The 12,675-nt window shown below is 70.7% G+C and carries 12 protein-coding genes; 9 read left to right on the top strand and 3 right to left on the bottom strand.

What is annotated here, in order from left to right; genetic code table 11:
- Window positions 1-146 precede the first annotated feature (146 nt).
- Entirely contained in the window at window positions 147-2,216 is a 2,070-nt protein-coding gene (locus HJG52_RS13825; RefSeq protein ID WP_171244216.1) for an HNH endonuclease signature motif containing protein, read from the top strand.
- A gap of 93 nt (window positions 2,217-2,309) precedes the next feature.
- Entirely contained in the window at window positions 2,310-2,951 is a 642-nt protein-coding gene (locus tag HJG52_RS13820) for a GNAT family protein (RefSeq protein ID WP_171244215.1), read from the top strand.
- Window positions 2,952-2,970: 19 nt separating this feature from the next.
- On the opposite strand, the gene HJG52_RS13815 is transcribed toward HJG52_RS13820, so the two are convergent.
- Window positions 2,971-3,729: a TetR/AcrR family transcriptional regulator gene (locus tag HJG52_RS13815; protein ID WP_171244214.1), complete on the bottom strand. Its 759-nt coding sequence runs from the start codon at window positions 3,727-3,729 to the stop codon at window positions 2,971-2,973.
- 100 nt (window positions 3,730-3,829) lie between these two features.
- On the opposite strand from HJG52_RS13815, the gene HJG52_RS13810 reads away from it, so the two are divergent.
- Entirely contained in the window at window positions 3,830-5,407 is a 1,578-nt protein-coding gene (locus HJG52_RS13810) for an MFS transporter (RefSeq protein ID WP_171244213.1), read from the top strand.
- 18 nt (window positions 5,408-5,425) lie between these two features.
- On the top strand, window positions 5,426-6,286 hold the full coding sequence (locus HJG52_RS13805) for a MerR family transcriptional regulator (RefSeq protein ID WP_171244212.1): 861 nt from the start codon (window positions 5,426-5,428) through the stop codon (window positions 6,284-6,286).
- Between the two features lie 63 nt (window positions 6,287-6,349).
- On the opposite strand, the gene HJG52_RS13800 is transcribed toward HJG52_RS13805, so the two are convergent.
- Together HJG52_RS13800 and HJG52_RS13795 are read right to left on the bottom strand one after the other, a co-directional pair.
- Window positions 6,350-6,685 carry a metalloregulator ArsR/SmtB family transcription factor gene (locus tag HJG52_RS13800; RefSeq protein WP_171244211.1) on the bottom strand — a complete coding sequence of 112 codons (336 nt, stop codon included), beginning with the start codon at window positions 6,683-6,685 and terminating at the stop codon, window positions 6,350-6,352.
- Entirely contained in the window at window positions 6,682-7,098 is a 417-nt protein-coding gene (locus tag HJG52_RS13795) for an SRPBCC domain-containing protein (protein WP_171244210.1), read from the bottom strand. The genes HJG52_RS13800 and HJG52_RS13795 overlap by 4 nt, the downstream gene beginning before the upstream one ends.
- A gap of 97 nt (window positions 7,099-7,195) precedes the next feature.
- Here HJG52_RS13795 and HJG52_RS13790 point away from each other — a divergent pair, with 97 nt between their 5' ends.
- The 5 genes from HJG52_RS13790 to HJG52_RS13770 all read left to right on the top strand — a co-directional run bounded on the left by HJG52_RS13790 (window position 7,196) and on the right by HJG52_RS13770 (window position 12,576).
- Entirely contained in the window at window positions 7,196-8,158 is a 963-nt protein-coding gene (locus HJG52_RS13790; RefSeq protein WP_171244209.1) for an LCP family protein, read from the top strand.
- 118 nt (window positions 8,159-8,276) lie between these two features.
- On the top strand, window positions 8,277-9,161 hold the full coding sequence (locus tag HJG52_RS13785) for an LPXTG cell wall anchor domain-containing protein (protein WP_171244208.1): 885 nt from the start codon (window positions 8,277-8,279) through the stop codon (window positions 9,159-9,161).
- Between the two features lie 101 nt (window positions 9,162-9,262).
- Window positions 9,263-9,880 carry a dTMP kinase gene (tmk, locus tag HJG52_RS13780; protein WP_171244207.1) on the top strand — a complete coding sequence of 206 codons (618 nt, stop codon included), beginning with the start codon at window positions 9,263-9,265 and terminating at the stop codon, window positions 9,878-9,880.
- On the top strand, window positions 9,877-11,016 hold the full coding sequence (locus tag HJG52_RS13775) for a DNA polymerase III subunit delta' (protein WP_171244206.1): 1,140 nt from the start codon (window positions 9,877-9,879) through the stop codon (window positions 11,014-11,016). Before tmk ends, HJG52_RS13775 begins: the two co-directional genes overlap by 4 nt.
- A 21-nt stretch (window positions 11,017-11,037) precedes the next feature.
- Window positions 11,038-12,576 (top strand): alpha/beta hydrolase, encoded by a 1,539-nt coding sequence (locus HJG52_RS13770; protein ID WP_171244205.1) that lies wholly within the window; start codon window positions 11,038-11,040, stop codon window positions 12,574-12,576.
- Window positions 12,577-12,675 lie beyond the last annotated feature (99 nt).

Here is a 12,675-nt window from a genome sequence, read left to right as displayed (position 1 = left end):
TTGGGTGCCGTGGCGTGCGTTCGTCGAAGGGCCTTGCGCGGCCTTCGGCGGCTGCCGGGCTTGTGAACGAATTCTCTTGGAAATACACAGGATTCGGTGTGGACAAGTTCTTGTCGCTGTCGGTGAATCCGAGTACAATCGAACACATGATCGATATCGTGGGGCTGTTGCGGACGGTGAGCGCTGACGCTGCCCGTCTGGCGGATGCCCCACGACGTGAGTCGATCGACGACTTCGTCCAGCTCGTCGGTGACACCCAGCGCCTGGTCAGCATGGTGCAGGCCGTGCAGACGGTGGCGATCGCGAACGTGTCCGCGATCGAGGACGTCGTCGACCCGGGCACCGGTGAGGTCGTCGAGCAGTTCCGCGGGTACGGCCACCACCGCATGGACGCCGCCGCCCTCGTCAGCGACGAGCTGGGCGTGACCGCCCGTGGTGCGGAGACCAGGGTCGGGGTCGCAGCCCAGCTGGCGGGGCGGTACCCGTGCGTGCTCGAAGCGATGGGTCAGGGACGGATCGACCCGTACCGGGCCAGCATCATCGAACACGAACTGGCCGATGCCCCCGACGACGCCGTTGAGGCGGTGCTGGCCAAGATCGAACCCCACCTCGGCAAGGAGACGGGTGGGCGGTTGCGGCAACGCGTGCGCCGCGTCCTGGGACAGGTCGCGGCCGAGTTCCTGCGGCAGAAAGCCGCCCAAGCGCGTAAGGAGCGGTCGCTGCAGCGCTGGCCCGGTGACGGGCCCGGGGTCGACACCTGGGTCGCGTCGTTGCCGGTGGAGCAGTCGCAGAAGGCGTGGTCCGCGATCGACACCCTCGCCCGCGAGTACGTGCGCGCCGGACACAACACGTGCATTGAGCAGGCGCGGGCGGACGCGATGCTCGCGTTCATCGACGGCAACACCCGCGCCGAGTACGTCATCCAAGTCGCCGTGCCCGAGTCCCGGCTCCATGGTGCGCTGGCAAACGTCACCGAACCGTCCGCGAGACAGCCGCAAGACCCGCCCAAGACCCGACAGGCTCGCTTGACCGGTACTTCCGGTGCCCACGCGAACGAGCGAGTCGGACACACGGATGCATCACCAGTTGCGACCGGCGCAGAGGACGCGGCGGTTGTCACGGCCGACCTCGACGCGTGGGTGCGGCAAGTGCTGCGGGACACCGGCATCGGCCAAGCCTGCACCGCAGCCAGGCCACCCACAGTCACAGGGCCCTCAGCCCTCACCGAACCCGACGACCGGACGCCCGGCGCTCGGATACCCGGCGCACAAGCCAATAGAGACAACACCATCGGCTTCGGCAACGACAACCGCAAGGGCAAAGGCAAAGGCCGCAAGAGGAAGAAGCTGCGTGCCGCCGATGCAACCCGCGCAACCACGACAAGAGATGGTCGACCGGTGGCGCTGCCGGCGCTGGCTCCTCGGCGGGTGCGGATCGACATCCTGCCCTGCGACGAGTCGACCGGCGCCTACACCTCCACCCCGGTCAGCAGCTGGACCATCACACCGACCAACACGCACAAGGTCAACGACTCGAGTGACACGAACGATGCCCGGGACACCGAAGCGGTCCTGGCCGATGCGGTGGTGCGGCGGTGCGCGGTGCCGGAACCGGTCGTGATCGGGTACCGACCCACCGAAGCCATGATCCGCACCGTCAAAGCCAGGGACGGGCACTGCCGGTTCCCCGGATGCACCGTCGCCGCCACGTTCTGCGACTTGGACCACATCACCCCCTGGCGTGAAGGCACCACCCTGACCCGGGTGAGCAACCTGATCTGCCTGTGCCGACGACACCACCGCACCAAACAACTCCGCCGCTGGTCCGTACGCATGCTCCCCGGCGCCGTCGTCGAATGGACCGACCCCACCGGCCGCACCCGAACCACCCACCCGGTCAACCACCTGGACCCCGACCCCGAACCCTGGCTCGACCCCACCGGCCGACCCCTCGCTGACGACACCGGCGCTGCAACAGACCGCCCGGTCGAGCTCCCCTCACTGCTCGACGAACACCTCGAGTACCTCACCGACCACCGCGAACGCTTCGGCCCCCAACACCGCAACATCTGCGACGAGTACGGCAAACCCATCGGCCAACTGATCACCCCCGGCAGCCTGTGGACCGTCGACCTCACCGACGAATACGCCACCCACCTCGCCAGCCACCGCCCCACCCGCCACCGGCCCAACGCCGACGACCCACCACCCTTCTAAGTCGCCCGCAGCCCCGCACTGCCACCGCCCACCGGGCTGGAAGTCTCCTCTCGCGGACGCAGATCGTCCGCTATCGGTCGTAGCGTGACCTCCATGAGCGCCAACGACGGGTACGAGATCAGGGCCCTCACCCCGGACACGTGGGAGCTGTTCGAGGGACTGGCTGGACGACACAACGGCATCTTCAGCGGCTGCTGGTGCACGTGGTTCCACCCCGACTGCGCCGAGCGCGGCCAGACCTCCGAAGGCAACCGCGCACTCAAGGAACAGTGGGTCCGCGACGGCATCGCCCACGCAGCACTCGTCATCGACTCGAGCACCGGCACGGACGAGGCCATTGCCTGGGCCGAGTACGGAACCCCCGAAGAGCTCCCCGGCATCCACCACCGAAAGCAGTACGAGGCCGAGGCCGACCTCATCCCCGACTACCGGATCACCTGCATCTTCGTCGACCGCCGATACCGCCGAAACGGCTTGGCCGAGGCCGCGGCCCAAGGCGCCATCGACCTCATCGCGCAGGCCGGTGGCGGAGTCGTCGAGAGCTACCCGCACGAAGTCGACCCCGGCAAGAAGATGTCGGCGTCCTTCCTCTACAACGGCACCCGCCGAATGTACGAACGCCTCGGCTTCGACTACATCCGTCCCAAAGGGCTGAAGAACTGCGTCATGCGCCGCACGGTGAAACCCGCCGCCAAGCGCACAAGCAAGAAGAGCGCGGGCGCAAAGGCCCGCTAACCGCGGGCCCCGCGAGCACTCAGCGCGAGGCAGCCTCGACCTGCACGGCAATGCCATCCAGGATCGTCCGGATGCCGAAGTCGAGCTCGGTGGCGAAGAAGTCGTCGTCGGGCGCTTCGTCGGCAAGGGCCTCCCCGGCGCCGGCGAGCAGCAGCGGGAACTCCTTCGGATCCGCCACCGAGTAGAGGTTCTCCGGGTAGGAGTCCGACCCGGCCAGCGTCTGCCCGCCCTCACCGAGGAACCCCAGCGTCAACGACTGCCGAATGTGCTGCTGGACAAAACCGTCGATCAGCAGCAGTGACGAAAAGCGTTGCTGGGCATCGAGTTTGGTCCCTGTGAAGGAACCCAGCCCCGCCTCCGTCCACCGCGCCGTGTTGGGGGTGGCCGGTGGCTCACCGAGAGGGACGGTGACGGTCCACGGGTGTTCAAGTCGCACCGCCGCGATCGCGCGTGCCCACCGCTCGAGCCGGGTGCGCCAGCTCCCGCGGGTCGTGAGCCCCGGGTCCGGTCGCCCGTATGCCGTGTCGAGCATGACCGCGTACAGCTCGTCCTTGGAGTCGACGTAGCGGTAGAGCGACATCGTGGTCAGCCCCAGCTCCGCGGCCACCGACTTCATCGACACCCCCGCGAGCCCGTCGCGGTCGGCGACCGCGACCGCAGCCGCGCCGATGTCCTGGATCGTCCGCCCCGGCTTGGGGCCACGGCGTCCACCCGTCTCGACGCCCCACATCAGCTGCAGGTAGCGCGGGAGCGGCACGGGAGGCGTGGTCGGGGCCATGTCGAGAACCCTACCCAATAACTGCTTGCCAGATACACATTTACGGTCTACCTTTCCGTGTATCGCATTCACAGTATGCGACATACACAGTGAGGCCACCATGACTGACACCACCATCAGCACCACCAACAGCTCACCTGCTCGAGCGGGTCGCCGACAGTGGATCGCCCTCGCGGTCCTGTGCCTCCCGCTCCTCATCGCGTCGATGGACGTCTCGGTCCTCTTCTTCGCGGTCCCGTTCATCGCCCGCGAGCTCGACCCGTCGGCGACCCAGATGCTCTGGATCTTCGACGTCTACGGCTTCGTGCTCGCCGGCCTGCTCCTCACGATGGGCGCGATCGGCGACCGGATCGGGCGGCGCCGACTCCTCCTGCTCGGAGCGGCGACCTTCTCCGCCGCGTCGCTCGCCGCGGCATACGCCTCCTCGGCCGTCGTGCTCATCGGTGCCCGCGCCCTGCTCGGTATCGGGGGAGCGACCCTCATGCCCTCGACCCTCGCCCTGGTGCGCAACCTCTTCCCGCACGAGGCGGACCGCACCAAGGCGGTTGCCGTCTGGAGTGCGGTCCTGACAGCGGGCGTCGGCCTGGGCCCAGTGCTCGGCGGCGTCCTGCTCGAGCACTTCTGGTGGGGCTCGGTCTTCCTCGTCAACGTGCCCGCCATGGTGCTGCTGCTCGTCCTCGGCCCCGTCCTGCTCCCGGAATCGCGAGCCACCGAGCGGCGCCCGCTCGACCTGCCCAGCGTCGTCCTCTCGCTCGGTGCAGTCCTGCCCTTCATCTATGCCGTGAAGTCCACCGCCGCCGACGGCTGGTCGGCCCGCGCGACCGTCCTCGGGATCGTCGGCATCGTCGTCGGCGCGCTGTTCGTCATCCGTCAGCGCCGCGCAGCACACCCCATGGTCGAGCCGACCCTGTTCCGCGACCGACGCGTCGGCGGGGCGGTGGCCGTGAACATCGCTGGCACCTTCGGCGTCATGGGCAACGCAGTCGTCCTCACCCAGTACCTCCAGAGCGTCCTCGGCATGAGCCCGCTCCGGGCCGCCCTGTGGGGGCTCGTGCCATCGGTTGCAGTCGGCTTGGCGGCGCCCACCGCGGCAGCACTGTCCGGCAAGGTCGGGCGCGCCAAGGTCATGGCGCTCGGATTCGCCCTGGCCGCAGCCGGATTCGCGGTTCTCGCGACCGTCTCGCGCGGCAGCTCCCTGTGGGTGGTCCTGGTCGGCGCGGGTGTCGTCGCCAGCGGCACCGTCGCGATCCTGACCCTGGTGACCGACTACGTCCTGGGCGTCGCGCCGGCGGAGCGCGCCGGCGCGGTGAGCGGCCTGTTCGAGACCACGAGCGAGTTCGGGGGAGCACTCGGCATCGCCATCCTCGGCAGCGTGCTCGCCGCCGGCTACCGCTCGCGGGTCGGTGACCTCCTGCCACCCGGGCTCAACCCGAGCGCAAGCGCCCAGGCCCACGACAGCCTGGCCGGAGCCCTCGTCGCCGCCACCCACCTGCCGGGCACCCTCGGCAACGCGGTCCTCGATGCCGGCCGGACGGCATACCTGTCCGGCATGCGCGTCACCGAGGTCCTCGCCGGCGTCGTCATGCTCGCCATGGCGCTCCTGACCGGCTGGCTCCTGCGCGGTGACGAGGTCGTCCACGATGACACCGCAAAGGAACTTGACCCTCACGCCGCGTGAGCCGTCACAGTGGTTGCCATGACCGCAAAGGCGCAGCAGCTGCTGCTCACCGTGGGACAGGTGGCCGACCAGCTCGACGTCACGGTGCGCACGTTGCACCACTACGACGAGATCGGGCTGGTCGTGCCGAGCGAACGCTCGGCCGCCGGCTACCGGCTCTACACCGAGGACGACCTGACGCGCCTGCAGCACGTCGTGGTCTACCGGCGGCTCGGGTTCGCCCTGGAGGAGATCCGTCTCCTGCTCGACCAGCCCGAGAACGTTGCACAGCACCTGCGCCGCCAACGCGCGGCGGTCATGCACCGGCTGGACGAGATGCGCGAGCTCGTCGACGCCATCGACCGAGCACTGGAGAAGGAGGGGTCAGGCATGAAGCTGACCAAGGAAGAGCAGAAGGAGCTGTTCGGCGAGAGCTACTCCGACGAGTACGCCGCCGAGGCCGAACAGCGTTGGGGCGACACGGATGCGTGGAAGCAGTCGCAGCAGCGCACCAGCCAGTACACCAAGGAGGACTGGGCCGCGGTCAAGGCCGAGACCGACGCGGTGAACGAGGCGTTCGTCGCGGCCAAACGGGCCGGTCTGCCGGCCGACTCGCCCGGGGCGATGGATGCCGCGGAGGCGCACCGTCGCCACATCCACGACCGGTTCTACTCGTTGGACCACGAGTTCCACCGCAACCTCGGCGACATGTACATCGCCGATCCGCGGTTCACGAAGTCCTACGACGACCAGGAGCCGGGGCTGGCGCAGTATGTCCGGGACGCGATCCACGCCAACGCGGACCGTCACGGCGGGGGAGGATCGCAGCGAAGCGAGGACCGGACCGACGATAGTGACGGGCCGCGAAGGAGCAGTCGCGCTGCGGCACAAGGAAACTGACGTCACCAAGGTGACCACGCGGCATACCAAGCCTCGGTATGCCGCGTGGTCACCTTTCGCGCGTCACGCGCCGTCCGCCTTCTCGGCCGCCGCCTTGACCAGCGCCAGCTGGCGTTCCCACTCGGCGCTGCGCGCCTCGAGCCATTGCGCCGACCGGCGCACCGTCTCGGGCCGCACGGCCCACGCGACCCGGCGACCGTCGCGGCGGGCGGTCACGAGCCCGACCTGTTCGAGCAGCCGCAGGTGCTTCTCGACCGCCTGCCGCGTGACACCGAGTGGCTCGGCGAGCGCGGCCGAGCTCGAGCCCTGGCCCCGCGCGAGCAGGTCCAGCAGGTCCTGACGGGTGCGGTCGCCCAGGGCCGCGAAGACCTCGACGACGTCGCCGTCGCGGCGGCTCACGACTCGGCCCGGGCCTTGGCCAGCCCGAGCTCCTGCTCCCAGCCGTGGGAGTTGTTGCGCAGGAAGTCGGCGAGCTTGTCCGCGGGCAGGTCGGCGAAGTCGGACTCGACCACCCGCAGGGTGACGCCGCCGTCATGGGGCTCGAGCCAGAACTCGGTGAGGGTCGCCGGGTCGTCGGATGACGTCGGGTGCCAGCGGTACGCGGCATACCTCGGCTCGTCCTGCTCGACCACCTCGATCTCGAAGGTGCCCGTCTCGTCGTCGTGGACGCGAACGGTGCCGTGGTCGGTGGGTTCGATGCGGTGCGGGCGCAGCTCCTCGCCCTTGTTCACCCACCAGCCCGGCTCGCTGATGATCGCCCACACGGCGGTCGGGGTGGCCTTGATGTCGACGCTGCGTTCGATGTTCTCCATGCAACCAGATGGTTGCAGAGTGCCCGCAAGAATGCAACCTTTCGGTTGCAGTGCGAAGACGCCACCTGCGCTCGCCACCTGCGCCACACTCTCACCCATGCCCCGCCGCCCGCGTGCCCAGCCGCGCGCCCACTCGCGCGCCCGACGCGCCACCCTCACCGCGCTCGGCGTGGTGGCGCTGGTCGTCGTGGCCGGGGCGGTGGACGCAGCGGTCGTGGTCGGGCGCATGCCTCAGGTCGCGGTCCGCACGCCTGGCTCCGACGGCGGGACGACGTGGCTGGTCCTCGGCTCCGACTCCCGCGACCGGCTCTCCACCTCCAGCAAGGACCTGTATGCCGACCGCGCCCAGAGCAAGGGGGAGCGCGCCGACCTGGTCCTGCTGCTGCGCAAGGACGGGCGCGGCCGCACCACCCTCTACTCCGTGCCGCGCGACCTCTATGTCGGCACCGAACGCAACCGCCCCCACCGGCTGGGCCTCGCCCTGCAGGACGGCCCGCAGGCGATGGTCGACTCCCTGTGCCAGGACCTCGGGATCGGGGTCGACCACGTGGTCGTCGCCGACATGGATGCCCTGGTGTCGGCGGTCGATGCGGTCGGCGGCGTCACGATCCGCATCGACCGCCCGCTGCGCGACGGCAGGGCCAGGCTGGACCTGCCGACGCCCGGGGAGCAGCGCCTCGACGGCCGCGAAGCCCTGGCGTGGGTCCGCTCGCGTCACCCCGAGCAGCTGGTCGACGGCCGGTGGGTACCGGACCCAGCGGCCGACCCCTCGCGCAGCGACCACGCCGAGCAGGTGCTCGGACAGGTGGCCGCCGCCCTCGACGACCCCGTGACGATCCAGCGGGTCGCATGGGACGCCGGCCCGAGGGTGCGGCGCGGCGACGACCTCGGCCCAGTGGGACTGGCCCGGTTCGGCCACGCCTTGTCCGACGCGGTCGGCGCCCGCCGCGCCGTCACCGTCCCCGCGCGCTACACGTCCACCGCGGTCCCGTTCGCCTTTCCCACCGACCAGACCCGCGCCACCCTCGAGCCGCTGACCAGCGACTCCTGCCGCGCGTAGTCCCTTCGGGCACAACCGCAGACCTCGTCCACAACCGTCGCGTGATTCGCCCCCGCGGAACCTTTTGTCCCCCTAGTCTTCGGCCTCGAAGGGTCCACCACACACTTGCGAGGTCTCCATGCCGTCATTCCGCCTGCGCCTCGGCGCCGCTGCTGCCGTCGTCGCGCTGGGAGGGATCCTGTTCACCGCGGGAGCTGCCCAGGCAGCCGACGGGGCCACGATCACCGTCGAGTCCGACCCGGCCGACGAGGGCGTGGTCTTCTCCGAGGACCCGCTCATGGCGTCGGGCACCTGCCCGGTCAGGGCCGACTCCTCCGCCACCGTCACGGTGAAGCAGGGCGGCGACGTGGTGGCCACGGACGCCGTTGACGTCGCGGCCGACGGCACCTGGTCGGCGGAGCTCGACATCTCCGACGCCGGGGACGGCGACGCCACCGTGACCGTCGACTGCTTCGCCTACGCCGACCAGCGCCCCACGGGCAGCGCGTCCACGGACATCTACGTCATCACCTTCGACAGCCCGATCATCGACGTGACGGTGTCGCCGTCGAAGGTGCGTCTGGGCGAGCAGCTCACCATCACCGGCCAGTGCCCCGCCGGCACCGAGGTCGCGGTCGTGGCCGCCGGCACCGAGGACGCTGACGAGCCGTTCCTGGCCGAGACCGTCACCCCGGCCGCCGATGGCACCGTCCGCTACACGGGCACCGTGCCGCGCACGGGGGTCGAGCCCGGCAAGGCCGCCGCCTTCGTCCTGTGTGGTGTCGGGAGCCTCGACGTCCTCGACGGCAGCAACACCGACGAGTTCCCGACCGCGTTCGGGTTCGCCGAGTTCACGGTCCTGCCTGCGGCCGTCGCCCCCGGCACCGCCACCGCGCCGCCGGCTTCCACCACGCCCGTCCTGGCCAACACCGGTTCCGACAACGGCCCGATGGCGGCCCTCGCGGCCGGCCTGCTCGTCCTCGGTGCGGCGGCCCACGTCGCCCGCCGCCGCGTCACCCGCTGACGCACGACCACACCAGCGCGGACGGTATGCCGCGTGGCCGGCCCGGCCACGCGGCATACCGCCCGCTGTGGGCTGTCACGGCGCTGGCCTAGGCTCGCGACGTGACCGACGGACTCTTCATCGCCTTCGAGGGCGGCGACGGTGCCGGCAAGTCCACCCAGGTGGGGCTGCTGCGCGACGCGCTCGAGAAGTCGGGCCGCACGGTCCTCCTCACGCGCCAGCCCGGCGGCACCCCGCTCGGCCAGCAGATCCGCGACCTCGTGCTCCACGGCGACCACGTCGCACCGCGCGCCGAGGCGCTGCTCTTCGCCGCCGACAAGGCCCACCACGTCGAGCAGGTGATCGGGCCGGCGCTCGCGGCCGGTGACGTCGTGATCACCGACAGATACACCGACTCCGCCGTCGCCTACCAGGGCGCCGGCCGCGACCTCGGCGCCCGCGAGATCCACGACCTCAACATGTGGGCCGTCGACGACCTCGTGCCCGACCTGACCGTCGTCGTCGACGTGACCGCGGCCGAGGGACGCCGGCGACGCGGTGCGGTCCACGACCGGCTCGAGGCCGAGCAGGACGACTTCCACGAGGCCATCCGCGCCCACTACCTCGCCATGGCGCAGGGCAGCCCGGAGCGCTACCTCGTCGTCGACGGCGCGCTGGCACCCGACCAGATCCACGACCGGGTGGTCGAGCGGCTGCGGGTGATGGGGGTGCTGTCGTGACGGTCTGGCGCGACGTCATCGGGCAGGAGCCCGCGGTCGCGACCCTGCAGCGGGCGGTGACCGTGCCCGGTGCGATGACGCACGCGTGGCTGTTCACCGGGCCGCCCGGGTCGGGCCGTTCGGTGGCGGCGCGGGCGTTCGCGGCGGCCCTCGAGTGCCCGCAGCACGGCTGTGGTGAGTGCCGTGAGTGCCGCACCGCCCTCGACGGCAGCCACGCCGACGTCGACGTCATCGCCACCGAGGGCCTGTCGATCAAGGTCGAGCAGGCGCGTGAGCTCGCGCAGATGTCGGCGCTGCGTCCCTCGGTCGGGCCGTGGCGGGTCATCATCGTCGAGGACGCCGACCGCCTCACCGAGCGCGCGGCCGACGCCCTGCTCAAGGCGATCGAGGAGCCCGTCGCCCGCACCGTCTGGGTGCTGTGCGCCCCGTCGGTCGAGGACGTCGTCATCACCTTGCGCTCGCGCTCGCGCCACGTGCGGCTGCGCACGCCCCCCGCGGAAGCCGTCGCCGAGCTGCTCCACCGGCGCGACGGCATCGAGATGCCGATGGCCATGTATGCCGCGCGGGCGGCACAGAGCCACGTCGGCCTCGCGCGTCGGCTGGCGCGGGACGAGGGGGCGCGGATCCGCCGGCGCGACGTGGTCGGGCTGGCGGGCCGCATCCACGGCGTCGGCGACGCCATCGGTGCCGCCGCCGACCTGGTGTCGATCGCCGACGAGGAGTCGTCGGCCGCGGCCACCGAGCGTGACGCCGCGGAGAAGACCAAGCTGATGGAGGTGCTCGGCGTCGACCCGTCGGCGCGCACCCAGCCACCGCACATCCGCAGCCAGCTCGCCGCGCTCGAGCGCGAGCAGAAGGCGCGCGCGACCCGGCACTCCCGTGACGTGCTCGACCGCTCGCTGGTCGACCTGCTGTCGATCTACCGAGATGCGCTGGTGCTGCACAGCGGGGCCAGCCTCGGCCTGGTCAACCAGGACAACCTGTCGGCGGTACAGGCGCTCGCCCGGTCGATGCGGCCCGAGCAGCTGCTCTCGGCGATGGACGCGATCGGCACCGCCCGCGAGCGGATCGGCCTCAACGTCGCGCCGCTGCTCGCGCTCGAGGCCATGGCGATATCGCTGCGCGTCCCTCACTGAACCGCCCTGTAGCGTCGAGCCATGCGCAAATCGTGGGCGGTGGTGGCGGGCGCGGTGGCGCTGGCCGTGGGGCTGTCGGGGTGCTCGGTGCTCGAGGGCGACCCCAACAAGGCGCCCGAGCCCAGCATCACGATCAAGCGCACACCGCCGCCGGGGTCGGAGGCGCTGGCGAAGTTCTACTCCCAGGAACTGTCGTGGAAGGGCTGCGGGGTCGGTCAGTGTGCCGATCTCACTGTGCCGCTTGACTACTCGAAGCCGGACGGCGAGACGGTCAAGATCTCGGTGCTGCGGATGCGGGCCACCAGGCCGAACGAGCGAGAGGGCTCGATCGTCGTCAACCCGGGTGGTCCGGGCGGGTCCGGTGTGGACTACGCGCGGGCCGCGGACTTCATCGTGGGCAAGCCGGTGCGGCAGCGGTTCGACATCGTCGGGTTCGACCCGCGCGGCGTGGGCCGGTCCGACCCGGTGGATTGCCTGTCGGACGCCGGCATGGACGAGTTCCTCGGCAGCGAGCAGACGCCCGACGACGCCGCGGAGGCGCAGGGCTTCCTCGCCGAGGGCAAGAAGCTCGGCGACGGCTGCGTGCAGCTCAGCGGCGACCTGGCAGCCAACATCTCGACCATCGACGCGGCCAAGGACATGGACATCCTGCGCTCGGCCCTCGGCGACGCGAAGCTCAACTACCTCGGCAAGTCCTACGGCACCTACCTCGGTGCGATCTACGCCGACCTGTTCCCGAAGCTCGTCGGGCGGTTCGTCCTCGACGGTGTGCTGCCGCCGGACACCACGCCCGAGGAGAACGCGCTCGGCCAGGCCGAGGGGTTCGAGCGGGCCACGCGCGCCTGGGCCGCCGACTGCGTCGACGGCGGCAACTGCCCGCTGGGCAACTCGGTCGACGCCGTGATGGCCGGAATGCGGCAGATGTTCAAGGACCTCGACGCCAAGCCGGTGCCGGTGAGCGGTGACGCCCGGGTCAAGGAGCTCACCGAGGCGTGGGCCTCGACCGGTGTGGCCCAGGCGATGTACGACCAGGGGCAGTGGTCGACCCTCACCGACGCCATCGCCAAGGTGAAGCAGGGCGACGGCACCGACCTCATGGGCCTCGCCGACGCCTACGCGTCGCGTGACCCGGACGGCAAGTACACGAGCAACCTGCTCGAGGCGTTCTTCGCGATCTCCTGCCTCGACAACCCCGACTCGCCGGACGCCTCGACCTACGAGGAGCGGGCGAAGGCGTTTGCGCAGAAGGCGCCGACGTGGGGTGCGTTCATGGCGTGGGGTGGTGCGGTGTGTGCGCAGTGGCCGGTGAAGTCGGACGTCAAGCCGCACAAGGTCAGCGCGCCCGGCAGCGGGCCGATCGTCGTCATCGGCACGACCCGCGACCCCGCCACGCCCTACGAGAACTCGGTGCGGCTCGCCGACCAGCTGTCGAACGGGCGGCTGATCAGCTTCGACGGTGACGGGCACACGGCATACGGTCGCTCGAACTCGTGCGTCGACAACGCGGTCAACGACTACTACACCGAGGGCAAGGCGCCACCGAAGAAGCTCGACTGCTGAGTCGCGACCCGTGGGTATGCCGTGGGCGTGCGACGCCTGGAGTCCCGGCGCCGGCGCCGGCCCTGCCCGTTTCGGCAATCCGCGGACCCATCCGTATAC

Source organism: Knoellia koreensis (assembly GCF_013041615.1).
GTDB classification, from domain to species: domain Bacteria; phylum Actinomycetota; class Actinomycetes; order Actinomycetales; family Dermatophilaceae; genus Pedococcus; species Pedococcus koreensis.
Note: the sequence above shows the minus strand (reverse complement) of the source record. Positions and strands in the feature narration are given on the sequence as shown.